Annotated in this window: 21 protein-coding genes; 18 read left to right on the top strand and 3 right to left on the bottom strand. The window is 69.8% G+C overall.

Going from position 1 to position 24,431, the window contains the following annotated elements; translation table 11 throughout:
- Positions 1-98: 98 nt before the first annotated feature.
- From obgE to rsfS, 6 genes are all read left to right on the top strand, one after another.
- Positions 99-1,493 carry a GTPase ObgE gene (gene obgE / locus BN3560_RS02035; RefSeq protein WP_096226846.1) on the top strand — a complete coding sequence of 465 codons (1,395 nt, stop codon included), beginning with the start codon at positions 99-101 and terminating at the stop codon, positions 1,491-1,493.
- A complete protein-coding gene (gene proB / locus BN3560_RS02030; RefSeq protein WP_096226845.1) occupies positions 1,493-2,629 on the top strand; it encodes a glutamate 5-kinase in 1,137 nt (378 codons plus the stop codon). The genes obgE and proB overlap by 1 nt, the downstream gene beginning before the upstream one ends.
- A 221-nt stretch (positions 2,630-2,850) precedes the next feature.
- Positions 2,851-4,143 (top strand): glutamate-5-semialdehyde dehydrogenase, encoded by a 1,293-nt coding sequence (locus BN3560_RS02025; RefSeq protein ID WP_096226844.1) that lies wholly within the window; start codon positions 2,851-2,853, stop codon positions 4,141-4,143.
- Positions 4,143-4,817 carry a nicotinate-nucleotide adenylyltransferase gene (gene nadD, locus BN3560_RS02020; RefSeq protein ID WP_096226843.1) on the top strand — a complete coding sequence of 225 codons (675 nt, stop codon included), beginning with the start codon at positions 4,143-4,145 and terminating at the stop codon, positions 4,815-4,817. The genes BN3560_RS02025 and nadD overlap by 1 nt, the downstream gene beginning before the upstream one ends.
- On the top strand, positions 4,814-5,473 hold the full coding sequence (yqeK, locus tag BN3560_RS02015) for a bis(5'-nucleosyl)-tetraphosphatase (symmetrical) YqeK (protein ID WP_096226842.1): 660 nt from the start codon (positions 4,814-4,816) through the stop codon (positions 5,471-5,473). The genes nadD and yqeK overlap by 4 nt, the downstream gene beginning before the upstream one ends.
- A gap of 14 nt (positions 5,474-5,487) precedes the next feature.
- Positions 5,488-5,904: a ribosome silencing factor gene (rsfS, locus tag BN3560_RS02010; RefSeq protein ID WP_096228551.1), complete on the top strand. Its 417-nt coding sequence runs from the start codon at positions 5,488-5,490 to the stop codon at positions 5,902-5,904.
- A gap of 83 nt (positions 5,905-5,987) precedes the next feature.
- On the opposite strand, the gene brnA is transcribed toward rsfS, so the two are convergent.
- The 3 genes from brnA to BN3560_RS01995 all read right to left on the bottom strand — a co-directional run bounded on the left by brnA (position 5,988) and on the right by BN3560_RS01995 (position 9,212).
- Complete coding sequence (brnA, locus tag BN3560_RS02005) at positions 5,988-6,242, bottom strand: type II toxin-antitoxin system BrnA family antitoxin (RefSeq protein WP_087190808.1); 255 nt, start codon at positions 6,240-6,242, stop codon at positions 5,988-5,990.
- Positions 6,220-6,492 carry a BrnT family toxin gene (locus BN3560_RS02000; protein WP_096226841.1) on the bottom strand — a complete coding sequence of 91 codons (273 nt, stop codon included), beginning with the start codon at positions 6,490-6,492 and terminating at the stop codon, positions 6,220-6,222. Before BN3560_RS02000 ends, brnA begins: the two co-directional genes overlap by 23 nt.
- A gap of 92 nt (positions 6,493-6,584) precedes the next feature.
- On the bottom strand, positions 6,585-9,212 hold the full coding sequence (locus BN3560_RS01995) for an AfsR/SARP family transcriptional regulator (protein WP_096226840.1): 2,628 nt from the start codon (positions 9,210-9,212) through the stop codon (positions 6,585-6,587).
- Positions 9,213-9,434: 222 nt separating this feature from the next.
- Here BN3560_RS01995 and BN3560_RS01990 point away from each other — a divergent pair, with 222 nt between their 5' ends.
- The 12 genes from BN3560_RS01990 to BN3560_RS01935 all read left to right on the top strand — a co-directional run bounded on the left by BN3560_RS01990 (position 9,435) and on the right by BN3560_RS01935 (position 24,407).
- On the top strand, positions 9,435-10,430 hold the full coding sequence (locus BN3560_RS01990; protein WP_096226839.1) for a P1 family peptidase: 996 nt from the start codon (positions 9,435-9,437) through the stop codon (positions 10,428-10,430).
- Positions 10,431-10,439: 9 nt separating this feature from the next.
- The gene (locus BN3560_RS01985) at positions 10,440-11,765 is read left to right on the top strand and encodes a chloride channel protein (RefSeq protein ID WP_096226838.1); all 1,326 of its coding nucleotides are present in this window, start codon (positions 10,440-10,442) and stop codon (positions 11,763-11,765) included.
- Positions 11,766-11,973: 208 nt separating this feature from the next.
- Positions 11,974-14,787: a preprotein translocase subunit SecA gene (gene secA, locus BN3560_RS01980; protein ID WP_096226837.1), complete on the top strand. Its 2,814-nt coding sequence runs from the start codon at positions 11,974-11,976 to the stop codon at positions 14,785-14,787.
- Positions 14,788-14,794: 7 nt separating this feature from the next.
- Positions 14,795-15,886, top strand: a complete 1,092-nt coding sequence (gene prfB, locus BN3560_RS01975; RefSeq protein WP_087190814.1) for a peptide chain release factor 2 — start codon at positions 14,795-14,797, stop codon at positions 15,884-15,886.
- A 14-nt stretch (positions 15,887-15,900) separates the two neighbouring features.
- Positions 15,901-16,740 (top strand): transketolase, encoded by an 840-nt coding sequence (locus tag BN3560_RS01970; RefSeq protein WP_096226836.1) that lies wholly within the window; start codon positions 15,901-15,903, stop codon positions 16,738-16,740.
- Positions 16,733-17,707 carry a transketolase family protein gene (locus BN3560_RS01965; RefSeq protein WP_096226835.1) on the top strand — a complete coding sequence of 325 codons (975 nt, stop codon included), beginning with the start codon at positions 16,733-16,735 and terminating at the stop codon, positions 17,705-17,707. The genes BN3560_RS01970 and BN3560_RS01965 overlap by 8 nt, the downstream gene beginning before the upstream one ends.
- Before the next feature lie 46 nt (positions 17,708-17,753).
- Positions 17,754-18,602, top strand: coding sequence for a cell division ATP-binding protein FtsE (ftsE, locus tag BN3560_RS01960; protein ID WP_087190817.1), 849 nt, complete (start codon positions 17,754-17,756; stop codon positions 18,600-18,602).
- Complete coding sequence (ftsX, locus tag BN3560_RS01955; RefSeq protein WP_096226834.1) at positions 18,595-19,500, top strand: permease-like cell division protein FtsX; 906 nt, start codon at positions 18,595-18,597, stop codon at positions 19,498-19,500. The genes ftsE and ftsX overlap by 8 nt, the downstream gene beginning before the upstream one ends.
- 22 nt (positions 19,501-19,522) lie before the next feature.
- Positions 19,523-20,812 carry a S41 family peptidase gene (locus BN3560_RS01950; protein WP_096226833.1) on the top strand — a complete coding sequence of 430 codons (1,290 nt, stop codon included), beginning with the start codon at positions 19,523-19,525 and terminating at the stop codon, positions 20,810-20,812.
- A 4-nt stretch (positions 20,813-20,816) separates the two neighbouring features.
- Positions 20,817-22,889 carry a ribonuclease R gene (rnr, locus tag BN3560_RS01945; protein ID WP_096226832.1) on the top strand — a complete coding sequence of 691 codons (2,073 nt, stop codon included), beginning with the start codon at positions 20,817-20,819 and terminating at the stop codon, positions 22,887-22,889.
- A 29-nt stretch (positions 22,890-22,918) separates the two neighbouring features.
- Positions 22,919-23,806, top strand: coding sequence for a hypothetical protein (locus tag BN3560_RS01940; protein WP_227115296.1), 888 nt, complete (start codon positions 22,919-22,921; stop codon positions 23,804-23,806).
- Between the two features lie 130 nt (positions 23,807-23,936).
- Positions 23,937-24,407 (top strand): MarR family winged helix-turn-helix transcriptional regulator, encoded by a 471-nt coding sequence (locus tag BN3560_RS01935; RefSeq protein ID WP_096226831.1) that lies wholly within the window; start codon positions 23,937-23,939, stop codon positions 24,405-24,407.
- Positions 24,408-24,431 lie beyond the last annotated feature (24 nt).

Raw genomic sequence — 24,431 nt, 5'->3', positions numbered from 1 at the left:
AGGGGGCACTTTTCATATACAATCCGAGTTGCGAGATCAGGGAATTCGTCCCCCTGTTCCCCTCGATGCGGAACCGGAACGGAGATAGAGGTGCCCAGGTGTTCATAGACAAAGTGCGCGTACACGTGAAGGGCGGCGACGGCGGCGCGGGCTGCATGTCGTTCCGCCGCGAGGCCCACGTCCCGAAGGGCGGGCCCGACGGCGGCGACGGCGGCCACGGCGGCAACGTGGTGGTGGAGGCCGATGCCGGCCTGTCCTCGCTCATCGAGTACCGCTTCAAGCACCACTTCAAGGCCGAGCGCGGCACGCACGGCAAGGGCAGCCGCATGCACGGCGCCACCGGCGAGGACCTCGTGCTCAAGGTGCCCGTGGGCACGGTGGTGCGCGAGTACTTCGAGGAGTCCAAGGAGACGGGCGAGCTCATAGCCGACCTCACGCACGACGGCGAGCGCGTCACCGTGGCCGAGGGCGGCATGGGCGGCCGCGGCAACATCCACTTCGTGACGCCGACCCGGCGCGCGCCCGCGTTCGCCGAGCTGGGCGAGCCGTCCCAGGAGGGCTGGATCGAGCTGGAGATGAAGCTCATGGCCGACGCGGCCCTCGTGGGCATGCCGAGCGCCGGCAAGTCGTCGCTCATCGCGAAGATGAGCGCGGCGCGCCCGAAGATCGCCGACTACCCGTTCACCACGCTCGTGCCGAACCTGGGCGTGGCTCGCTCGGGCGACTACAGCTTCGTCGTGGCCGACATCCCCGGCCTCATCGAGGGCGCGCACGAGGGGCGCGGCCTGGGACATGAGTTCCTGCGCCACATCGAGCGCACGGCGCTCATCGTGCATGTGGTGGACCTGACGGGCGACTACGAGGGACGCGACCCGCTGGAAGACTACGACATCATCAACCGCGAGCTCGCGCTCTACGCCGACGAGCTGGCAGCGCGCCCGCGCATCGTGGTGGCGAACAAGATAGACGTGCCCGGCACCGAGGAGGCGGCCGAGCGGCTGGCGGCGCGCGTGCGCGAGGACTCCATCGCGGCCGCGGGCGGCGACGAGTTCGCCCCGAGCCCCGTCGACCCGAAGCTCTACCGCATCAGCGCGCTCACTGGCGAGGGGGTCGACGGCCTCAAGGCCGCCATCGCCACGAAGGTGCACGAGCTGCGCGAGGCCGCGCGGGCCGACCTGGGCGCCGACGTGCAGTACGACCACGTGTGGGAGCACAAGCGCGAGATGCGCGACAAGCGCTTCGAGGTGTTGAACCTGGGCGGCGGCGTGTTCCGCGTCACAGGCCCGCAGGTTGAGCGCATGGTGGTGCAGACCGACTGGGAGAACGAGGAGGCCATCGCCTTCCTGCAGCACCGCTTGAAGCGCCTCGGCGTGGAGACGGCGCTCGAGCGCGCCGGCGCGGTGGACGGCGACGAGATTCGCATCGTCGGGCGCGCGTTCGGCTTCGAGTCGGCGCGCACGGCGGAGGATATGTTCAAGGAGCTCGACCTGTGATGAGGGCTGAAGAGGGCGGGCGCGGAAAGCGCCTGGTCATCAAGATAGGCTCGTCGACGCTCACCACGTCGGAGAGCAAGATCGACTACGGCTACCTGGCCGCGGTGGCCGCGCAGATAGCCGAGGCCAAGGAGGCGGGATGGCATCCGGTCGTGGTCACGTCGGCGGCCATCGCCTGCGGCCTCGAGCGCCTCGGCATAGAGAAGCGGCCGCATGACATGCCGAGCCTGCAGGCGGCCGCGTCGGTGGGGCAGAGCGCGCTCTCGACGGCCTACGCCGAGGCGTTCGCCGCCCACGGCATCGTGACCTCCACGGTGCTGCTCACGCGCCGCGACACGGCCGATCGCCAGGCGTACCTGCATGCGCGCGACACGTTCGACCGGCTGCTCGATTTGGGCGTCGTGCCCATTGTGAACGAGAACGACACCGTGTCGGTGGAGCAGATCCGCTTCGGCGACAACGACACGCTCGCGGCGCTCGTCGCGTGCCTGGTGGAGGCCGACCTCATGGTCATCCTCTCGGACATCGAAGGGCTTTTCGACGCGAACCCGCACTTCGATCCCGAGGCGAAGCTGATCGGTCGCGTGGAGGCCATCGGCCCGGAGATCATGGCCGTGGCGGGCGGGGCGGGCACCACCGTGGGCTCGGGCGGCATGATAACGAAGATCAAGGCCGCGCGCGTGCTCATGGTGGCGGGCATCCCCATGGTCGTGTGCAATGGGCGCCGCGCAGGTGCTATCGTGGCCGCCGCGCGCGGCGAGGACGTGGGCACCCGCTTCGTCGCCGCGAAGAAGCCCCACGAGATCACGCCGAAGAAGCTCTGGATCGCCCTCGGCGACGCGGCACGTGGCGCGCTCGTGGTCGATGACGGCGCGAAGGCGGCGCTCGTCGGCCGGGGGAGCTCGCTTCTGTCGGTGGGCGTGAGCGCGGTGGAAGGACGTTTCGGGGCGGGCGATGTCGTGGACATCAAGGACGCCTCGGGGCACCTGTTCGCCCGCGGCAAGGCGGCGTTCTCGTGCGACGAGGCCGCGCTCGCCATCGGCCGCACGCGCGCCGAGCTGCAGGGCAACCGGCTGCTCTCAAGCCTGGCCGACAAGCCGCTCGTCCACCGCGACGAGCTGATCGTGTTCGAGTGATGGTTCCGCCAGCCTGATGGCCGGCGGAACGTGCCGACGCTGCGGAACGTTCCGGCACCCGATCTTGGCGTGAATGCGAAGGCTCGCGTACTGAAGTACGCTTCGCCTCCGCCTTCCCGTGAATCTCGGGTACCGGAACGTCCCTCGCTGACGTTGGCGGACCGGCAAGGTGTTTTTCGCGCTGCGCGTGAAGCGCGGGAGCGCAAGGGAAAGGAGATCGCATGGGTGACGAAACCATGCGCGAGGAGGTGCGGCGCATCGCCGAGTCGGCGAGGGCCGCGAGCGGGGCGCTGGCGCAGACGAGCGCCGGGGAGCGCAACGCGGCGCTGGCGGCCATGGCGGCGGCCTTGCGCGCGCATGCGGCGGAGATCGTCGCGGCGAACGCGGAGGATGTGGCGGCCGCGCGCGCGGCGGGCACGAAGGAGAGCCTGGTGGACCGCCTTATGCTCGACGAGGGACGCATCGAGGGCATGGCGGCCGCGCTCGAGGACCTGGCCGTGCTGCCCGACCCGCTCGGCCGGGTGCAGGACGCGCGCACGCTCGAGAGCGGCATCGGGCTCGAGCGCGTGAGCGTGCCGCTCGGCGTGGTGGCCGTGGTGTACGAGGCGCGCCCCAACGTGACGGCCGACGCGGCGGGCATCTGCCTGAAGTCCGGCAATGCGGCGGTGCTGCGCGGCGGGAGCATGGCGGCCCGCTCGAACGAGGCGGTGGCCCGCGTGCTCGCCGACGCCGCCGAGGGAGCCGGCATGCCGCAGGGGTGCATCGGCCTCGTTGCCTCCACCGACCGCGCGGCGGCCGACGAGCTCATGGGGCTGCATGGGACGGTGGACGTGCTCATCCCGCGCGGCGGCGCGGGGCTCATCCGCCACTGCGTGGAGACGTCGAAGGTGCCGGTCATCGAAACGGGCACGGGCAACTGCCACGTGTACCTGCACGGGAGCGCCGACCTCGAGCGGGCCCGCGCCATCGTGGTGAACGCGAAGTGCCGCCGCTACGGGGTGTGCAACGCGGCCGAGACGCTGCTCGTGGACGAGGCGGCGGCCGAGGCGCTCCTGCCCGCCGTGCTGGCCGACCTGCGCGAGCAGGGCGTGGTCCTGCACGCCGACGAGCGCGCCCGCGCCGTGGCGGCGGCGCACGGCATCGAGGCCGAGCCGGCGACCGAGGACGACTGGGAGACCGAGTACCTGGCGCCCGAGCTGGCCGTGAGGTGCGTTTCCGGCGTGGACGAGGCCGTGGACCATGTGAACCGCTACGGCACGAAGCATTCCGAGGCCATCGTGGCCGACCCGGCCGACCCGGCGGGCGCCGCGGCCATCGAGGCGTTCCTCGCGCGTGTCGATGCGGCCGCCGTGTACGCGAACGCCTCCACGGCGTTCACCGACGGCGGCCAGTTCGGCCTGGGTGCCGAGATCGGCATCTCCACGCAGAAGCTCCACGCCCGCGGGCCGTTTGCGCTCGAGGCGCTCACGTCGTACAAGTACGTGCTGCGCGGCGACGGGCAGGTGCGCGCGTAGTGGCAGTTGTCTGCGAGCGGTTCGACGACCTGGGGGAGGACGGCGCTCCGGCCCGCCTCGGCATCATGGGTGGCACGTTCGACCCCATCCATATCGGGCATTTGGCCACGGCCGAGCAGGCGCGCGAGGCCTTCGGGCTGGACGCCGTCGTGTTCGTGCCGGCCGGCAACCCCGTGTTCAAGAAGGACCGCGCCGTCACGCCGGCGGCCGACCGCCTGGCCATGTGCCGCCTCGCCGTGGCGAGCAACCCGGCGTTCTGCGTGAGCGCGATGGAGATCGAGCGCGGCGGCGACACGTACACGGTGGACACGCTGCGCGAGCTGCGCGGCCACTACCCGGGAAACGTGGAGCTGTTCTTCATCACGGGGGCCGATGCCGTGGCGCACATCGTGCAGTGGCGGGAGAGCGCCGCCATCGCCGACTTGGCGCGCCTCATCGCCGTCACGCGGCCGGGCTACGCGCTCACGGCCGAGCGGAAGCGCGAGATCGAGGAGCACGGCCGCTTCGACGTGACGTACCTCGAGGTAACGGCGCTGGCCGTGTCGTCGAGCGACCTGCGCGCGCGGGTACGTGCAGGTCGCTCGATCCGCTACCTCGTGATGCAGCGCGTATTGGACTACATCGCCGCGCACGGCCTGTACGCCCCGGAGGCCGGGGAGGGGGTGTGCCGATGAGCGGGGAGGACGAGGCAGCCTGCTGCGCCGATGCGCTGTCGGACGCGTTCCTCGAGGCGCGCGAGCGCGACCTGCGCGAGCGCTTGGGGCGCCGCCGGTTCGAGCACACGCTCGGCGTGGCGGGCACGGCCGCGCGCCTGGCACGCACCTACGGCGTGGACGAGCGCAAGGCGCGGCTGGCGGGGCTTTTGCACGACTGGGACAAGGCTTACGACGATGCCGGCATCCGCGTCCGCGTGGAGGAGCTGGGCCTGGCGGTGGATCCCTACGTGTTCGAGGAGATGCCCTGGCTGCTGCACGGCCCCACGGCCGCGGCGGCGCTCGCCCGCGCATTCCCATGCCTTCCGCGCGATGTGGTGCAGGCCATCGCGCGGCACACGGCCGGCGCGGTGGGGATGACCGGCCTCGACATGGTGGTCTACGTGGCCGATGCCCTCGAGCCGGGGCGCGACTACGCGGGGCTCGACGATATCCGCGCGCTTGTAGGTCGGGTGCCGCTCGAGGAGTTGTACCTGGCAACGTTCAGGCACGTGTTCCTGAGCCTGGTGGAGCGGCGCAAGCGGATCCATCCGCAGAGCATCGAGATATGGAACTACTACCTCGCCCGCTCGCACGACGCGGCGGACGAACGAAAAGGGAGGAAAGGAACAGCGTGAGCGAACCGAAGAAGATGGAAGAGAAGACCTCGCGGGAGCGCGCCCTCATCGCGGCGCGCGCGGCCGACGAGAAGAAGGCCACCGACATCATGGTGCAGGAGGTGCGCGACCTCATCGGCGTGACGGACTACTTCGTCATCGCCACGGCGGCGAACAACCGCCAGGTGGAGGCCATCGTCGACGAGATCGAGGAGGCCGAGCGCGTGCAGGGCGGCTGCAAGCCGCTGCACCGCGAGGGCACGCAGGACGGCACGTGGTCGCTTCTGGACTACGGCGACATCGTGGTGCACGTGTTCCAGCCGGAGACCCGCGAGTACTACCGTCTGGAGGCCCTGTGGAACGACGCCCCGGTCATCGACCTGGCCGAGGAGGCGGGGCTCACCGAGCTCGAATACTCCGACCGCATCGCCAAGCTCCTGGGCAGGGAGTAGCGGGGCTGGTACCTTAAGCCCCGGACCGAGCCTCGCCGAGGGGCGGGGCCTTCCCCCTCTTGGAAGGAAGGCCCCGCAGCCTCTTAGGCGCTGCGGCGGGATGCTTCCTCGTCGAGGCGCTCGGCGATCCATGTCTTTATGACGGCCTGGCGGCCGATGCCGATGCGCCGCGCCTCGCGGTCGAGCGCCTCCACCACCCAGGCGGGGAAGTCCACGTTCACGCGCCGGGTCTCGGTTCCAGCTATCCGGGGATGCTCGGTATCGAAATACTGGAGGATGTCCTCCTTCCCCTCGTCGAACAGACGGTCGAGCTCTTCAGCGTCGATTCGCTTCGTCATAGCACGCAGCCTCCTTCTTCCTTGAGCGGCGGACCGAGATGATGCGCACCGCAGCCGACCGGTACGTCACGATCGCGGTCCAATGTTTGTCGCCGATCATTCCGATCACCAAGTAGCGGTCTTCCGAGCTGAACGGCGAGGCCAGCTCGATGCAGCGTTCGTCATCCCACAACCTCTGCGCCTCGCCGAAGCCTATTCCGTGCTTCGCGAGATTCCGCGCGCTTTTCTGCGGGTCATATTCGAATTCCATTATAACCCCTTATCGATATAATTTCTATACCATGAAAGCACCTTTCAATCCTTGTAACCATCCTGTTGTACAAGGGCGGTGCCGCGCGCGCATCAGTCCAGCGGCTCCTCCGTCTCGATGATGCTGCGGTAGAGCTCCATGGTGGCCAGCGACGGGTCGATACCCAACTCGGTGGTCAGGAAGCGGCGGCACTCGAAGTACGTCTCGAGGGCGGCCGTGCGCTGCCCGGCCGCGATCTGGGCGCGCATGAGGGCCGTGTACGCGTCCTCGCGAGTACGGTCGCGGCGCAGCGCGGCGCGGGCGAACCACAGCCCCTCCTGCGCGTCGTCCGCCGCGACGAGGCGCTCGGCGGCTGCCACCAGCGCGTCCACGAGCTGCATGCGGCGGTCCTTGCGCGCCTGCATGACGAACTCGTTGTCCTGCTCGCTCGGCATGAGGTCGTCGGCGAACGCCTCGTCGATCTCCGCATAGAGCTGGGCCCATCCGTCGGCTCCGGGCTGGCCGAACAGCAGCATGCGGCATACGGCGTCGAACCGCGCGACATCCGTGACGATCAGGCGCTCGTCCAACCGGCAGCCGTTCTGCTGGCGCACGAGGTAGGGGCAAGCGCCCGACGGTCCCGAGAGCGCGCGGCGCAGATGCGACCATACCGAGTAGAAGTTCTTGCGAGCCGAGTCCACCTCGCTCTCGGGCCACATGATGCCCACGAGGCGGTCGCGCGGGAACTCGCGGCCCCGGTTCAGCACGAGCAGCGCCAGCAGCGTCTTCACCTTCTGGCGGCGAAAGCGGCCCGGATCGACCGGGGTGTCGCCGATGCGCACGTCCAACCCGCCGAACAGGTTGACGGTGAGCAGGGGCACCAAGGTGGGCGCGCGGCCCTCCTCGGGCAGGTAGCGCCCGTCGAGGTACGCATCGGGATGCGTGGCCGCACGCTCCGCCCGGCGCTCGGCGCTCTCGCGGGCAGAGCGCTCGAAGGCGCGGCGCTGGGAGAACAGCTCCATCTCGGCGCGGTGCAGCGCGAGGGCCTCGGCGGCGCGCAGCGGAGGGGAGGAGGGGAGAAGGCCCCTCTCGCGGACGCGTTCGAGAGCGAGGCCGGCCGCAGCGGCGAAGAGGTCGCCCCCGGGCTCTTCCAGTTCGGCGAGGCGCATGCGGACGTACCGGTCGATGCGGCCCAAGGCCGCGGCACCCTGCTCGGCCCCCTCGGCGCCCACGCCCTCGCGGCCCTCGGCCACCTCCGCAAGCGCCCAGGCCGCCGCGATGGCGAGGGCGTCCCCGTCAGCCTCGAGAGCCCCGCTCCCGTCGACCGCGGCGGCACCGTGCACGAGCCAGGCGGGGTCGTCGAGCAGGGCAAGTTGCGCCTGCGCGAGCGGGCGCCAGAAAGCGGGGTCGGGCCGCGCCGCGCCGCCTCCGCCCGCCGCCACGACGTCGGGCGCATCGCCGGGACCGGCGAGCCGCGCGAGCTCCTCTCGGGCCCGCTTGCTCACGGGTCCCTTTCCCTCCCGCACGACCACGAGCGCCGCAAGGGCGCGGACGCCGGCGGGCGCCCCCAGGTCGAAGGCGATGCGCCGCGCAGGGGCAAGGGCTGCGGCACGGTCTCCGAGCACGACGAGCCGCAGGACCTCCCCCAGCTCGAGCAGGGAGTTCCCGGAGGGGGTCGACGGGCCGAGCGAAGCGTACAGCCGATGGGCCGGCAGCATGCACACCTGCCGCGCGAGCGCGCGCGATCGTTCCGCGAGCCACGCCGCCCGCGCACCGCGCGAGCACAGCGCCCCCACAAGGCCGCAGGCACGCTCTCCCTGGGCGCGGGACAGCAGCACGTCGGCCCAGCGCCCGGCGAGCGCATCGCGGTTGGCAAGGTGCGAGCGCGCGGCCAGGACGTCCAACCTGCTCCCGACCGCCCCCGCCACGGCCTCCACGGGGAAGCAAGGCGTCTCGAAACGGTCGCATCGCCGATCGATGCCCAGGTAGGGGTAGCCCGTCGCCATAAGCGCCGCCAGGTCCTCGCCGCACGGGCCGAACGCCTCGACGTCGGACAGGGAGCCCCGGCCCAGCACGAGCATGGTGGCCATGGCCAGCAGCATGTCGGCCGGCAGCTCCTCGCGCAAGGCGCCCTCCAGGAAGGAGCCCTCCCCGCCGAGAGGCCCCCACACCAAACCGGGCACGCGCTCGGCCGGCGGGACGGCTGCCGCCGGGCGGGAAGCCCGATCGTCGGCGGGGCGGGCGGCGTCCAGCTCGGCGTCGGAGAGCAGCAGGTCGGCGGCGGAGAGCTTCAAGCGGTCGTGCTGCAACGGCCCGTAGGCGTCGCATGAGGGCGCGCACGTGGCCAGCACCTCGCATCCGCGCCCCAGCAGCTCGTCGAACACGCCGGAGAGCGCGGCGGCCCGGGTCGCATCGAGGGGCGGCACGTCCTCCACCACCGCGAGGAACGATGAGGCGTCCGCCGCCGTCAGCGAGGACGAGATAATGCCCCGGTCGAGGTCGCGTAGGAAGCAGGGGCTCTTCCCGTTGATCCAGAACACGTGGTCGAACGAGAACACCACGTCGGCGTACTCCATGGCGAGCCCCGTCTTGCCGAAGCCCTCGGGCGCCACCAGGAAGCGCGCCACATGGCGCTCGCGCAGCAGGCGAGCGATGAGGTCGGGGCGCGGGTAATGGCGGCGCGATGCCAGATGGTTGGGCCGATGGCCCTTGCAGGACGATTGCTTCAGGAATCCGGTCATAGGGAAACGCTCCTCTCGCGGAGGCAGCGCATCGGCCCGGTTGGATTCGATCATCATAGCGGCGAGGTCAGCATTTAGCAAGACCGGACATTCGTTCGCCGCGTTACGCAAACGGCCTTTCGGGATGCGAACAACGCCCGACCGACCGTCCGCCGGGCGCGGCGGGCGGTGTACAATGGCTACAGCCTGCCCCTGCCGCCCGATCCGAGCAAGGAGAGAACCATGTTCCGAACCGCCTCCCTCGCCGACCTGCCCGCCTTCCTCTGCGGGCACGCCCAAAACCCCGAAGCCGCCACCGGATGCACGGTGGTCGTGGCGCCCGAGGGGGCGGTATGCGGCGTGGACGTGCGCGGCGGCGGCCCTGCCACCCGCGAGACCGACCTGTTGCGCCCCGAGAACATGATCGAGGCCGTGCACGCCGTGGTGCTCGCCGGCGGCAGCGCCTTCGGGCTGGCCGCCTCCACCGGCGTCATGGACGAGCTCGCGGCGCGCGGCATCGGCTTTCCCGTCGAGGGCGCGCGCGTGCCCATCGTGGTGGGGGCCTGCCTCTTCGACCTGCTAGTGGGGGAGAGCGCCCACCCGGATGCCGCCATGGGCGCCGAGGCCTGCGCCGCGGCGTTCGCGCGCACGGCGGAAGAGCCGCTGGCCGAGGGAAACGTGGGCGCCGGCTGCGGCGCCACGGTGGGGAAGCTCCTGGGTGGCGAGCGCGCCATGAAGTCGGGCCTGGGGACCTGCGGGCTCGCCCTCGGCGAGCTGGCGGTGGTGGCCATCGTGGCCGTGAACGCGCTCGGCAACGTGCGCGACGGGGACGGCGCGTGGATCGCCGGCTGCCGCGACGACGAGGGACGCGTCATGGACCCGCTCGCCGCGTTCGGGGCGATGGCGGCGGCCGGCGACGGGACGGCTCCCGCCGCCGGCGGGCCCTGCGCCAACACCACCATCGGCGTCGTGCTCACGAACGCGCGGCTCACGAAGGCCCAGGCGAGCAAGACCGCCTCGACCGTGCACGACGCCTACGCCCGCGCCATCAAGCCCGTGCACACCCTGAACGACGGCGATACCGTGTTCGCGTTCGCGTCCGGCGAGGTGGAGGCGCTGCCCGACGCGGTATCGGTGCTGGCCTGCGAGGCCATGCAGGGCGCCATCGTGAACGCCGTGCGCCAAGCCGAGGGCGCATGCGGCCTGCCGGCGGCCCGCGACCTGATCGCCGGCCGGTAGGGGGCGCGCATGAGGCTCGCCAAGCTCGCGAACCGCACGTTGTTCGTCCTCTCGGTCGTGGTGACCGGATCCGTGGCCGGCGCGTTCGTCTGGGCGCTCCTGTTCGTCATGAACCTGGGCATCTCGTTTGTCTGGGACAGCGTGGGGGCCCGCTTCGGCATCTACTTCCCCTTGGCCGCCTGCCTCGTAGGCGGCCTTGTCGTCGGCCTCTTCGCCAAGCGCTTCGGGCCCTACCCCGAGGACCTGGACACTGTCATGGCGAAGGTGAAGCGCGACGGACGCTACGACTACGACAAGCTGGGGGTCATGTCCATCGCCGCGCTGCTGCCGTTGTTCTTCGGCGGCTCCATCGGCCCCGAGGCGGGTCTCACCGGCGCCGTAGCGGGCATCTGCACCTGGGTGGGCGACCGCATGAAGCGCTTCGGCGCCGACTTCCAGCAGCTCACGTCCGTGGGCACCATGGCGGCGCTCTCGGCCATCTTCACCGCCCCCCTGTTCGGGTTCGCGGCGCCGCTCTACGGCGACGGGAAGGACGGCGGCGAGAACGGGGACGGTCCCAAGGGGGCGGCCACCATCACGCTGCCGAAGAACTCGAAGATCGTCGTGTACTTCTGCGCCATCGCGGGCGCGCTCGCCGCGTTCATGGGGCTGGGAGCGCTGTTCGGCGGCGGCATGTCGCTGCCGCGCTTCACCGACATCCACGTCGGCACGGCGGAGCTCGCCTGGCTTTTGCCGCTCGCGTTCGTGGGCGCGGCGGCGGGATGGCTCTTCTGCGTGTTCGACGGCCTGTTCGAGCGCGCGGCGGGAAAGATGGGCGACCGTCCCGTGGCGAAGGCGCTCATCGCCGGGCTCGTGCTGGCCGTGCTCGGCATCCTGCTGCCGTTCACCATGTTCGCCGGCGAGGTGCAGGCCGAGCAGCTGGGCGAGGTATGGGCCTCCATGGGCGCGCTCGCGCTTCTGGCCACCGGCTTCGCGAAGGTCATGGTAACGCCGCTGTGCATCCGCTTCGGCTGGCGCGGCGGGCATTTCTTCCCCGTCATCTTCGCGGGCGTGTCGATAGGCTACGGCATGGCCGCCCTCACCGGCACCGACCCGGTGTTCTGCCTCTGCGCCTGCACGGCCGCCCTCGTGGGCGCCGTCATGCGCCAGCCCCTCATGGCCGTGCTGCTGCTGTTCCTGTGCTTCCCCGTCAAGGGCGTCGTGGTCATGTTCCTGGCCGCCGCCCTGGGCGCCGCCATCCCGCTCCCGAGGTCCCTGCGGAAGGACAAGGGCGGAAACGGCGGCGGCCAGGCGGAAGGCGCCATGCCCGATGCCGGGCAGGGGACCGAGGGCTAGGGAGCGCCGATCACCGCTGAGCTTGCGGGGTCCGTGCCGCTTCTCTTCGAGGCGGCAGGCCGCACGGGGGGCGTCGCCCGTGCGGCCGCCGCTTAGGCGGTCGACCGCCGGCAGCGCCTTGCGGCCACTGTGGATTTCCTTTGAGGCCAGGCGCGTTATGCTAGAGTAGCAGGTACTGTTCAAAGCCAAGAAAAGGACGGCGCATCACATGGCAGGATTCCTATCCAGGCTGCTGACGCTCGGCGAGGGCAAGCAGTTGAAGAACTACGAGGCGCTCGCGCAGAAGGTCAACGCCCTCGAAGGCGGGATGCAGGCGAAGTCCGACGCCGAGCTTGCCGCCCTCACCGCCGCCTTCCGCGAGCGCGCCGACAACGGCGAGGACCTGAAGAGCCTGCTGCCCGAGGCGTTCGCCGCCGTGCGCGAGGCGTCCGTGCGCACGCTCGGCCTGCGCCACTTCGACGTGCAGCTCATCGGCGGCATGGCGCTCAACGACGGGCAGATCGCCGAGATGAAGACCGGCGAGGGCAAGACGCTCGTGTCCACGCTGGCCGGCTACCTGAACGCGCTCAACGGCACCAACGTGCACATCGTCACCGTGAACGACTACCTGGCCCGCCGCGACAGCGAGTGGATGGGCCAGATCTACCGCTTCCTGGGCATGGACGTGGGCCTCATCCAGAACGGCATGCGCCCCGACAAGAAGATCCCCGCCTACCGGGCCGAGGTCACCTACGGCACCAACTCCGAGTTCGGCTTCGACTACCTGCGCGACAACATGGTCACGCGCGCGGAGGCCCGCGTGCAGCGCGGCCACCACTTCGCCATCGTCGACGAGGTGGACTCCATCCTCATCGACGAGGCCCGCACCCCGCTCATCATCTCGGGCGCCGGCACGCAGGCGGCCGAGACGTACAACAAGTTCGCGCGCGTCATGCCCGGCCTCGTCCCCGAGGTGGACTTCGACATGGACGAGGCGAAGAAGACCATCAACGCCACCGAGGGCGGCCTGGAGAAGATCGAGGCCATGCTCGGCATCGACGACATCTACGCCGACCCGTCGGGCCAGCTGGCGAACCACCTGCAGCAGGCGCTCAAGGCGCAGTTCCTGTTCCACCGCGACGTGGACTACGTGGTGGTGGACGGCGAGGTGAAGATCGTCGACGAGTTCACCGGCCGCATCATGGAGGGCCGCCGCTGGTCGGAGGGCCTGCACCAGGCCGTGGAGGCCAAGGAGCGCGTGCTCGTGCGCGAGGAGAACCAGACGCTGGCCACCATCACGCTGCAGAACTACTTCCGCCTCTACGAGAAGCTCTCCGGCATGACCGGCACGGCCATGACCGAGGACGCCGAGTTCCGCGAGATCTACAAGCTGCCGGTCGTGGCCATCCCGCCGAACCGCCCCGTCGCGCGAAAGGACGAGGACGACCTCATCTACCGCACGGTGGAGGCGAAGTTCAACGCCGTGGCCGACGACGTGGCCGCGCGCAACGCCAAGGGCCAGCCCTGCCTCATCGGCACGGTGTCCATCGAGAGCTCCGAGAAGCTCTCGCGCCTCTTGGACAAGCGCGGCATCAAGCACGAGACGCTCAACGCGAAGAACCACGAGCGCGAGGCGCACATCATCGCGCAGGCCGGCCGCGTGGGCGCCGTGACCATCGCCACGAACATGGCCGGCCGCGGCACCGACATCCTGCTCGGCGGCAACCCCGACGTCATGGCCGAGGACGCCCTGCGCGCGCAGGGGCTCGACCCCGACCGCAGCCCGGAGGACGTGGCGGCCGAGGGCGACGAGGCTGCGGCCCCCGCGCCCACCGAGGAGCAGCGCGCCGCGGCGCTCGCCGAGGCGAAGCGCGTGTGCGCCGCCGAGCACGACCAGGTCATAGCCGCCGGCGGCCTCACCGTCATCGGCACCGAGCGCCACGAGTCGCGCCGTATCGACAACCAGCTGCGCGGCCGCGCCGGACGCCAGGGAGACCCGGGCACCACGCAGTTCTACCTGTCGCTCGAGGACGACCTCATGCGCCTGTTCGGCGGCAACCGCATGGACTCCATCGGGCGCATGATGGAGAAGACCGACATGCCCGACGACATGCCCATCCAGGCCGGCATGGTGTCGAAGGCCATCGAGAGCGCGCAGCGCCAGGTGGAGAGCATGCACTTCTCAGCCCGCAAGAACGTGCTCGAGTACGACGACGTCATGAACCTGCAGCGCGCCGCCATCTACGGCGAGCGCAACGCCATCTTGGACGGCAAGGACCTCTCCGAGCGCATCCCCGAGATCGTGCGCGACGCGGCCGAGGCCGTGGTCGCGGAGAACTGCCCCGACAAGGCGCCTTCCGACGACTGGGATGTGAGGCCCGTGGAGACGTGGGCCGCCAACATGACGGGCCGCGACGACTTCAAGGTGGCCGACGTCGACCACGAGGACGATCCCGGCCTTCTGGCCGACGCGCTCGTGGAGTACCTGGACGGCGTGTACGCCGAGAAGGCCGAGCAGCTGGGCGAGCCGGTCATGAAGATGCTTGAGAGCCAGGTCATGCTCCGCATCATCGACACGCGCTGGATGGCCCACCTCCAGGAGATGGACTACCTCAAGTCCGGCATCGGGCTGCGCGCGTTCGGCCAGCGCGACCCGCTCGTCGAGTACAAGAACGAGGCCTACAACGCCTTCCAGAACCTCACGTCGTCCATGTACGAGGACTACCTGCGCACGCTGCTGCGCCTGCAGGTTGCCGTGCAGCAGGCCCCGCAGCTCGCCGAGGAGAAGAGCCCGCTCGACGGCAAGGTGAGCTACTCGTCGCCCGAGCAGGCGCTCGAGCAGACGGGCGTGGCCGCCGCACGCCGCCAGGCGCCCGCCGCCGCGCCTGGCGGCCAGTCCGCGCCGCCACCGAAGCCGGCGGCCGCGAAGCCGCAGACGTTCGAGAAGGACAAGGACGACCCCTTCGCGAACGTGGGCCGCAACGACCCGTGCCCCTGCGGCTCGGGCAAGAAGTTCAAGAAGTGCCACGGCGCGAACCAGTAGGACGAACATGGCAGACAGCGAACACGATATCGAGCAGATGGCGGCGCGCGTGGCCGACGCGCGCGGCTTCCTGCACATCGACGACAAGACGGCCGAGCTGGCAAGGCTCGACGAGGAGATAGCCGCGCCCGGGTTCTGGGACGATGCGGCGCATGCGCAGGGCGTCTCGAAGCAGGCCTCGAACCTGCGCGAGACCATCCGCGAGTACGACGAGGCCGCGGCGCTGCTGGACGACGCCCGCGCGGCGCTCGAGCTGGCGGGGGAGGACGAGGCCTTCGCCGCGGAGGCCGACGACGCCCTCGCGCGCCTGTCCGGCCTGCTCGACGCGCTGGAGATCACCTCGTGGTTCTCGGAGCGCTTCGACGGCGGCGACGCCATCCTCACGGTGAACCCCGGATCCGGCGGCCTCGAGGCGCAGGACTGGACCGACATGCTCTACCGCATGTACGTGCGCTATGCCGAGAAGAAGGACTGGAAGGTCACTATCCTCGACGTGGTGCCCGGCGAGGGCATAGGCCTCGACAAGGCCACCATCCAGATCGAGGGCCGCAACGCGTTCGGCATGCTGAAGAGCGAGAACGGCGTGCACCGCCTCGTGCGCATCAGCCCCACCGACGACAAGAAGCGCCGCCACACCACGTTCGCGGGAGTGGAGGTGCTGCCGGTGCTGCCCGACGACATCGAGGTGGACCTCAACCCCGCCGACGTGCGCGTGGACGTGTACCGCTCGAGCGGCCCCGGCGGCCAGTGCGTGAACACCACCGACTCGGCCGTGCGCCTCACGCACCTCCCCACGAACATCGTGGTGACGTGCCAGAACGAGAAGTCCCAGCTCCAGAACAAGGAGGCGGCGTTCCGCGTGCTCAAGGCGAAGCTCTACGAGCGCGAGGAGCAGAAGCGCCAGGAGGAGCTGGCCGAGCTGCGCGGCGACCGCATGGACAACACGTTCGGCAGCCAGATCCGCAACTACGTGCTCTATCCCTACCAGATGGTGAAGGACGTGCGCAGCGGCGTGGAGACCGGCAACGTGGATGCCGTCCTCGACGGCGACCTGGAGGAGTTCGTGATAGGCTACCATAAATGGAGGGTGTCCCAATAATGGAAGGAACCGGTATGACCGAGCTTGAACGGCGTGCTAACGACATGCGCGCCGACATCGTGCGCATGATCGCGGAGGCGGGGAGCGGGCATCCCGGCGGGTCGTTATCATGCGCCGACATACTCGCGGCGCTGTACTTCGGCGGCGTGCTGGAGCACGACCCGCTCAACCCGCAGTGGGAGGGGCGCGACCGCTTCATCCTGGCCAAGGGGCACGCGGCACCGGCGCTTTACGCCGTGCTCGCCCAGGCGGGCTACTTCCCGCGCGAGGAGCTGGCCACGCTGCGCAAGCTGGGCAGCCGGCTGCAAGGACATCCGGACTCGAACCAGGTGCCCGGCGTGGAGGTGTCCACGGGCTCGCTCGGACAGGGGCTGTCCGTCGCGGCGGGGGCCGCGGCCGGCCTGAAGCTGGACGGCGCCCCCCAGACGGTGTTCGCGCTGCTGGGCGACGGCGAGTGCCAGGAGGGCCAGGTGTGGGAGGCCGCCATGTTCGCGGCGCACCGGCAGCTGGACAACCTCGTGGCCGTCGTCGACCGCAACGGCCTGCAGATCGACGGGCGCACCTGCGACGTGTGCGACCCCGGCGACCTGGGCGCGAAGTTCGCGGCGTTCGGCTGGGACGTGGCGGAGGTCGACGGCCACGACCTGGACGCCCTCGTAGCGGTGCTCGGGGCTGCGAAGGCCGGTCGCGACGGCAGGCCGCATGCGGTCATCGCCCGCACCGTCAAGGGCAAGGGCGTGCCGTTCATGGAAAACGAGGCGGGTTGGCACGGGAAGGCCCCGAATGCCGAACAGGCCGCCGAGGCGCTCGCCGCGCTCGAGGGCGGCGTGGGGAAGGAGTCGATCCGTGGTTAAGCTTGCAGACGGGGCCCAGGCCCAGCAGAAGAAGGCCACGCGCGCGGCCTACGGGGCGACGCTCGCCGAGCTCGCGTCCGAGGGCGTGCCCGTCGTGGCGGTGGATGCCGACCTCACGGGGTCCACGACCACGAAGAAGCTGGCCGACGCCGGTTTCGCCGACCGCCTGTTCAACTGCGGCATCGCCGAGCAGAACATGGTGGACGTGGCGGCGGGCCTGGCCATCACGGGGCACGTGGCCTTCACCGGCTCCTTCGCCGTGTTCGGCACGGGGCGCGCCTACGACCAGATCCGCAACACGGTGTGCTACAGCAACCTGGACGTGAAGATCGCCCCCACGCACGCCGGCATCTCGGTGGGCCCCGACGGCGGCAGCCACCAGATGCTCGAGGACGTGTCGCTCATGCGGGGCCTGCCGAACATGCGCGTGCTCGTGCCGGCCGACTACGCCGCCGCCCGCGCCGCGCTGCGCCTGGCCGCCGCCACGCCCGGCCCGGTGTACGTGCGCATGGGCCGCGCGAGCGTGCCGTGCGTCTACGCCGACGACGTGGAGCTGGAGCTCGGCCGCGCCTACGTGCTGCGCGAGGGCGCCGACGCCACGATCGTCGCCTGCGGCGTGGAGGTGGAGCAGGCGCTCAAGGCGGCCGAGCTGCTGGCCGCGGAGGGTATCGAAGCCGAAGTCATCGACGCGTTCTCCGTGAAGCCGCTCGACGAGGAGACGATCCTCGCCTCCGTGGGCAAGACGGGCTGCGCCGTGGTTGCCGAGGAGCACAGCGTGATGGGGGGCCTCGGCTCGGCCGTGGCCGAGACGCTGGCGCGCACCCGTCCGGCACCGGCGGAGTTCGTGGGCATGCGCGACGCCTTCGGCAAATCGGGCGAGTTCGACGAGCTGATGGCGTACTTCAACCTGGACGCGAGGGCGATTGTCGAAGCTGTGAAGAAGGTTATGGCCCGAAAGCAAGTCTGATAGAATCGAGCCGTCTCAGTACATCACTATTCGAACGGAGCATTCTGTGACGAACGATACCAGCCAAGGGGTTCCTGCGCGCCAAGCCCGGCGCGGCGGCGCCCATGCGGCGCCGGCGCCTGCGCGCCAGACGGCATCGCAGCTCTCGGCGTCGCTGCCCGTCTTGGAGGTCGACGACATTCCCCAGCAGACGGGCACGCCGGTCATCACCTTCGACCACGTGACGAAAGTCTACCCCGCGCAGCCCAACAAGCCGGCGCTCAACGACATATCCCTGCAGATCTACGCGGGCGAGTTCATCTTCCTCGTGGGCCATTCCGGCTCCGGCAAGTCCACGTTCATCCGCATGCTCATCCGCGAGGTGAAGCCGACGCAGGGCCATATCTACGTGGCCGACGAGGACCTGACCACCATGCGCAACTGGCGCGTGCCGTATTTGCGCCGCAACATCGGGTGCGTGTTCCAGGACTTCAAGCTCCTGCCGAACAAGACCGTGTTCGAGAACGTGGCGTTCGCGCTCGAGGTCATCGGCAAGAGCCGCCACGTCATCAAGACGCAGGTGCCCGAGGTGCTGCGCCTGGTGGGTTTGCAGGACAAGCTCAACAAGCGCCCCGACCAGCTCTCCGGCGGCGAGCAGCAGCGCGTGTCCATCGCGCGCGCCATCGTGAACCGCCCGCCGCTGCTCGTGTGCGACGAGCCCACCGGCAACCTCGACCCGCAGACGTCGCGCGGCATCATGGACCTGCTCGAGCGCATCAACCGCACGGGCACCACGGTGCTCGTGGCCACGCACGACCGCGAGATGGTGGACAACATGCGCCGGCGCGTCATCGCGCTCGACCGCGGGCACCTCACCCGCGACCAGGACCGGGGGGTGTACGGCTTCGATGTCTAGTTTCGCTTACTTCATACGCGAGTCGCTCAAGGGCTTCACGCGCAACCTCTCGACGACGCTCGGCTCTATCGTCACCATCTTCCTGTCGCTTATGATCATCGGCGTGTTCCTCGTGGGCGGCCTCGTCATAGAGAACGTGGTGTCGGGCGTGGAGAACGAGGTGTCCATCGCGGCGTACGTTGCCGACGACGCCTCGCAGGCCGATATCGACAAGGTGGAGGACTACGTCCGCGGCCTCGAGGGCGTGGCGTCGGTGACCTTCACGGACAAGGAACAGGCGCTCGAGAACTTCCGCTCCTCGAACACCACCGACATCATCGACGCGCTCGACGGCCAGAACCCGCTGCCCGCGTCCATCGACGTGGAGCTGTCCGACCCGCAGCTGGTCGAGCAGGTGGCCGGCTCGATCTGGGACAACCCCACCTACCAGCAGATCCGGGACGGCGAGACGAAGTCCGAGTCGCTCAAGTACGGCCAGCAGACGGTGGAGAAGCTGTTCACGCTCACCAACTACGTGCGCTACATCGGCATCGCGCTCATCGCCCTGCTCATCTTCATCGCCATGGTGTTCATCAACAACACCATCCGCCTGGCCATCCTGGCGCGACGCAAGGAGATCGCCATCATGCGGCTCGTGGGCGCGTCGAACGGGTTCATCCGCGGGCCCTTCCTCATGGAGGGCGCGCTGCATGCGCTCATCGGCTCGCTTCTGGCAGTGGGCGTGCTGGAGCTCTTGCGCAACACGGCGCTGCCGAAGCTGCAGGGCGCGCTGCCGTTCCTGTCGTTCGACGTGAGCCTTAACATGTTCCTGCTCATCTATGCCGCGCTCGTCGTCGCGGGCCTGCTCATAGGCCTGCTGGGCTCGGCTCTGGCCATGCGCCGCTACCTGAAGGTGTAGCGGGCGCTCGGGGCGGCCCCTTATGGCCAAGCATGGCGACAACAAGCAGGTTGCGGCGTCCGCGCGCAAGGCGCGGCTCCGCAACCTGCGCCTCATGCGGGCGTTCGCGTTCGTCGTGATACTGTGCACGGCCTTCGTGGCCGGCTTCGCCGTGCGCAGCAACGACGCGCTGCTCGAGTCGCTCGGCTTCACGGCGCTGCTCGAGAGCGGCGACTCCACGGCCGGCACGGCGGCCTCGAAGGACAAGAACACCTACAATGCGCTGTCGGCGCGCGTTGCCGAGGTGGAGGACGCGCTCGCCAACGACTCGTTGGACTCCTACGACTTGGACGCGGCCACCATGAGCGTGCTCGATGCGTTCGCCGACACGACCGAGGACGCCTACCTGCGCTACTACGATCCGGCGCGCTACTCCTCGCTCATGCACGACAGCTCGGGCAGCTATGCGGGCGTGGGCGTGCTGTTCTCGGAGTACAACGGGCTGGCGTACGTCGTGGACGTGTTCGACGGCTCCGTGGCCCAGGCGGCAGGCGTGCGCCAGGGCGACTTCGTGGTGGCCATCGACGGCGACCGCGGCCAAGAGTGGTCGATGAACGAGGTCACGGCCTCGCTCGACCGTGCCGAGGGCGACACCGTCGTGGTCACGTGGCGGCGTCCGGCCACGCTCGAGGCCGAGGGCGGGGAGGAGTTCACCACGACGCTGGCCTGCTCGAAGTACGATGTGAAGAACGTCACGACGAGCCTCGAGGGCACCGTGGGCTACCTCAAGGTGCGGCAGCTGACGCAGACGTCGGCCGACCTCGTGAAGCAGGCGCTCGCGGACCTGGGCTCCCAAGGGGCGCTCTCGTTCGTGCTCGACATCCGCGACAACCCGGGCGGCTACCTCACGCAGGCCGTGGACCTGGCCAGCCTGTTCGTGAAGAGCGGCTCCATCGTGCAAATCGAGACGAAGGACGGCAAGAGCGTGAAGTCCGCCACGGGCAACGTGGCGACGGACAAGCCGCTCGTGGTGCTGGTGAACGAGAACACGGCTGCCGCGGCCGAGGTGCTGGCGGCGGCGCTGCAGGAGAACCAGCGCGCCACGCTCGTGGGCGCTTCCACGCTGGGCAAAGGCTCCGTGCAGGTGGTGCGCGACCTGAGCTTCGGCGGCGCGCTGCGCTACACGGCGGCCTACTACCTCACCCCCCAGGGGCGGACCATCAACGACGTGGGCGTGACGCCCGACGTGTCGGTGGGCCTCGGCGGCGAGGCCGGCAGCGACAACCAGAGAAGCCTGGCCCTGGAAACCGCCCAGTCGCTCGCGCGGGAGTAGCGCCATGGCGCGCAAGCGGTCGCATACGCGACGCAGCCCCCGCAGCAACCCGCGCGGCGTGCTGACCGTCCACGGCGGCGGCTTCGGCTTCGTGCAGACGGCCGAGGGCGCCTACTTCATTCCCGCGTCGAAGATGGCCGGCGCCTTCGACGGCGACCTGGTGGAGGTGGCGCCGCTGCCGCCCACGGGCGGCAAGGGCGTCGCGCGCCAGCCGCATCAGGGTGCTGCCCGCCCTGGCGACCAGCCGGCCGCGCGGGTGCTGCGCGTCGTCGACCGCGCGCACGACACGCTTGTGGGCCGCTACGAGGTGGCCGAGCCCTTCGGCGTGGTGGTGCCCGAGGATGCGCGCATACCCTACGACATCTTCACCATGCGCTCCGACCATCCGGACGTGCCGGACGGCTCGCTCGTGCGCGTTCGCATCACCGCGTTCCCCACGCGCCACACCGCAGCAACCGGCGTGGTGGAGGAGGTCATCGGGCGGACGGGCGACGAGGGGGTGGGCGTGGACCTCATCGTGGCGCGCCACAAGCTGGAGACGGCGTTCTCGGACGGCGCGCTCGCCGAGGCGCGTGCCGCCGTGCTGGACGAGGCGGGCGCGCTCGCCGAGGGCTACCGCGACCTGCGGGAGCGCTTCACGCTCACCATCGACCCCGCCGACGCCCGCGACTTCGATGACGCCTTGTCGTTGCATCCCGTCGTTCTGGCGAACGACGGGATGCCCCGCAGCGTGCGGGCAGTGGATGGGCGCGCGCTAGCGGCGGCGCGCTGGCGGCTGGGGGTTCATATCGCGGACGTGTCGCATTACGTGCCGTGGAACTCGTCGATCGACTTGGATGCGCGACGGCGGGCGACGAGCGTGTACTTGGCCGACCGCGTGATACCCATGCTGCCCGAAGAGCTGTCGGGCGATCTGTGCTCGCTCAAGCCCGGCGAGGTGCGCCGCACGATGACGGCCGACCTGTACCTGGACAACGACGCGCGACTCGTGGGCTACGAGCTGTATCCGGCGCTCATCCGCTCGGATGCACGGTTGACCTACGACGAGGCGCAGGCCTTGCTGGAGGAGGCGGCGGGCCGCGACGTCGACGCGTCGGGGGACGATGCCCTCACAAGCCGGCTCGCGAGGCTCTCGTGCTTGGCGAGGAGGCGCGCGGCGGCTCGCGAGGCGGCCGGCGGGTTGGACTTCGCCACGGTGGAGGCGAAGGTGCGCTTGGATGCGGAAGGGCATCCTGTGGGCATCGACCTGCGCCGCAAGACGGATGCGACGTCGCTTGTGGAGGAGGCCATGATCCTGGCGAACGAGACGGTGGCGCGCCACCTGCGCGATGCCCGGTTCCCCGGCATCTTCCGCGTGCACGACAAGCCCTCTCCCGACAGCCTGGCCGCGCTTGTGCCGGTGTTCCAGGAGTTCGCCTGGTTCGGCGGCATCGACCAGAACCGGCTCGTGGCCGGCGACCCGCATGTGCTCGGCCAGGTGCTCGAGGCGAGCGCGGGGCGCCCCGAGGGCGAGCTCGTGTCAACGCTCGTGCTGCGCTCCATGAAGCGCGCCGTGTACCGCCCCGCCTGCGAGCCGCACTACGGGCTGGCCAGCGGGGCGTACACGCACTTCACGAGCCCCATCAGGCGCTATCCCGACCTCGTGGTGCATCGCATGCTCAAGGCGCAGCTGACGCGCCGCCCCGAGCGCTTCGACCAGGAGGTGGCGGCGCTGCCGTGGATAGCCGAGCACTCCTCGAACATGGAGCGCGTGGCCGAGAAGGCGGCGCGCGAGTCGCAGGAGCTCAAGATCGTGGAGTATATGGAACGTTCGGTGGGCCAGGCGTTCCCGGCCGTCGTGTCGGGCGTGACGAGCTACGGCGTGTACGTGCGGCTGGAGAACACGGCGGAGGGCCTTGTGCCGATGAAGAGCCTGGGCCGCGAGTACTTCGCGTTCGACCCGGTGCTGCACCGCCTGACGGGGGAGGACACGGGCACGGTCTACCGGCTGGGGCAGCGCCTGCCCGTCATCCTTGCGGCGGCCGACCCGCGCGCCGGCCGGCTCGACTTCCGCCCGGCGCGCGAAGGCGGGCGCTGAGCGCGGCGCCAGGGGGGCAAAGGAGGAAGATGGGGCGGGTACGCGAGAAGGCGCAGGCCATGGGGCGCGTCATGCGCCGCAGCAAGAAGGCGCTCGCGCTCTTCGTCGTGCTGCGCCTCATCGTGCTGGCCTGCGCAGTGGGCGCGCTCGTGTTCGGCAACTACGAGGCGTTCTTCCTGTGCCTGCTCACGCTCGTGTTGTTCCTGGTGCCCCCGTTCATCGAGGCGAGCTTCAGCATCACCATCCCCGAGACGCTCGAGGTGGTCATCGCGCTGTTCATCTTCGCGGCCGAGATACTGGGCGAGCTGTTCCACTTCTACACCCTCTTCCCCTTTTGGGACACGCTGCTGCACACGTTCAACGGATTTCTGGCGGCGGCCATCGGGCTGGCGCTCGTGTCCATCTTGAACCGCTCCGACCGCATCGCGTTCTCGTTGTCGCCGTTCTTCTGCGCCGTGGTGGCGTTCTGCTTCTCCATGACCATCGGCGTGCTGTGGGAGTTTTTCGAGTTCGGCATGGACTGGGTGTTCGGGCTGGACATGCAGAAGGACACCGTGCTGGACGGGATCGCGAGCGTGCTGCTGGACCCCGAGGGGCTGCAGCGGCCGTTTAGCATCGACGGTATCCAGACCGTGGTGGTGAACGGGCAGGACCTGGGCTTGGGCGGGTACCTGGACGTGGGGCTGGTCGACACGATGGAGGACCTGCTGGTGAACTTCGTCGGCGCGTTGTCGTTCTCCGTCATCGGGTACCGCTACCTGAAGAGCAAGGGCGCCGGAACGTTCGCACGTCGCTTCGTGCCGGTGCTGGACGCGCCGGGGAAGGGCGGCTGGACCGACGACGCCGGCGGTCCTGCCGACGTGGCAGGATGCGGTGATGCTTTGGACGACGAGGCGGATGATGCGGGTGCGGCATGAGGCAGGCGTGTGGGCGGCAAGGCCTGGAGGCGCCTCGGCTTCCGGTGGCGGGCACGAATACTTTGATCATCTAACCAATTGCGGTATGATGCTGGGAACGGAAACGACAATTGGGAAGGAAGGAGGGGCAATGGACGGTTCCTCCGGGGATGCCGATGCCGTGTCCAAGCGGCGCGAGGAGATCGACGATCTGCTGTCCGGCACGTTCAACTCCATCCTGCGGATCGAGGAGCAGTCGCTCGACAACCGCCTGACGCACGGGCTCACCATCACCGAGGTGCACACCATCGTGGCCATCGGCCTGCACGAGCGCAATCCGATGAACGTGGTCGCGGCTCGCCTGAACGTGACGCTGGCCACGCTGACCACGGCGGTGGGCAAGCTGGCGAGCAAGGGCTTCGTGGAGCGCACGCGCGCCGAGGACGACCGGCGCAAGGTGCTCGTGTCGCTCACCAAGAAGGGCCGGCAGGTGCTGCGCGCCCACAACCTGTTCCACCACCAGATGATCGACGAGGCGCTGGCCGATCTTTCCGAGGAGGAGGAACGCGTGTTCGCCGAGGCGCTTTGCAAGGTGAAGGCGTTTTTCGACTCCCAGGCGTAGGGCAGGGGCGGTGAGGCGTGTGGG

Source organism: Gordonibacter urolithinfaciens (assembly GCF_900199375.1).
GTDB lineage: Bacteria > Actinomycetota > Coriobacteriia > Coriobacteriales > Eggerthellaceae > Gordonibacter > Gordonibacter urolithinfaciens.
The sequence above is the reverse complement of the archived record's forward strand: the minus strand, read 5'-3'. Positions and strand labels throughout refer to the sequence as shown.

What these genes read in the sequence shown, in the direction of transcription:
- BN3560_RS02000 (WP_096226841.1), bottom strand. Translation starts at nt 6,492, where the DNA reads ATGGAATTCGAATATGACCCGCAGAAAAGCGCGCGGAATCTCGCGAAG.
- BN3560_RS01995 (WP_096226840.1), bottom strand. Translation starts at nt 9,212, where the DNA reads ATGACCGGATTCCTGAAGCAATCGTCCTGCAAGGGCCATCGGCCCAAC.
- rnr (WP_096226832.1), top strand. Translation starts at nt 20,817, where the DNA reads ATGGCGCGCAAGCGGTCGCATACGCGACGCAGCCCCCGCAGCAACCCG.
- BN3560_RS01940 (WP_227115296.1), top strand. Translation starts at nt 22,919, where the DNA reads ATGGGGCGGGTACGCGAGAAGGCGCAGGCCATGGGGCGCGTCATGCGC.
- yqeK (WP_096226842.1), top strand. Translation starts at nt 4,814, where the DNA reads ATGAGCGGGGAGGACGAGGCAGCCTGCTGCGCCGATGCGCTGTCGGAC.
- BN3560_RS01990 (WP_096226839.1), top strand. Translation starts at nt 9,435, where the DNA reads ATGTTCCGAACCGCCTCCCTCGCCGACCTGCCCGCCTTCCTCTGCGGG.
- BN3560_RS01970 (WP_096226836.1), top strand. Translation starts at nt 15,901, where the DNA reads ATGACCGAGCTTGAACGGCGTGCTAACGACATGCGCGCCGACATCGTG.
- secA (WP_096226837.1), top strand. Translation starts at nt 11,974, where the DNA reads ATGGCAGGATTCCTATCCAGGCTGCTGACGCTCGGCGAGGGCAAGCAG.
- rsfS (WP_096228551.1), top strand. Translation starts at nt 5,488, where the DNA reads ATGGAAGAGAAGACCTCGCGGGAGCGCGCCCTCATCGCGGCGCGCGCG.
- BN3560_RS01935 (WP_096226831.1), top strand. Translation starts at nt 23,937, where the DNA reads ATGGACGGTTCCTCCGGGGATGCCGATGCCGTGTCCAAGCGGCGCGAG.
- ftsX (WP_096226834.1), top strand. Translation starts at nt 18,595, where the DNA reads ATGTCTAGTTTCGCTTACTTCATACGCGAGTCGCTCAAGGGCTTCACG.
- brnA (WP_087190808.1), bottom strand. Translation starts at nt 6,242, where the DNA reads ATGACGAAGCGAATCGACGCTGAAGAGCTCGACCGTCTGTTCGACGAG.
- prfB (WP_087190814.1), top strand. Translation starts at nt 14,795, where the DNA reads ATGGCAGACAGCGAACACGATATCGAGCAGATGGCGGCGCGCGTGGCC.
- proB (WP_096226845.1), top strand. Translation starts at nt 1,493, where the DNA reads ATGAGGGCTGAAGAGGGCGGGCGCGGAAAGCGCCTGGTCATCAAGATA.
- BN3560_RS01950 (WP_096226833.1), top strand. Translation starts at nt 19,523, where the DNA reads ATGGCCAAGCATGGCGACAACAAGCAGGTTGCGGCGTCCGCGCGCAAG.
- BN3560_RS02025 (WP_096226844.1), top strand. Translation starts at nt 2,851, where the DNA reads ATGGGTGACGAAACCATGCGCGAGGAGGTGCGGCGCATCGCCGAGTCG.
- BN3560_RS01985 (WP_096226838.1), top strand. Translation starts at nt 10,440, where the DNA reads ATGAGGCTCGCCAAGCTCGCGAACCGCACGTTGTTCGTCCTCTCGGTC.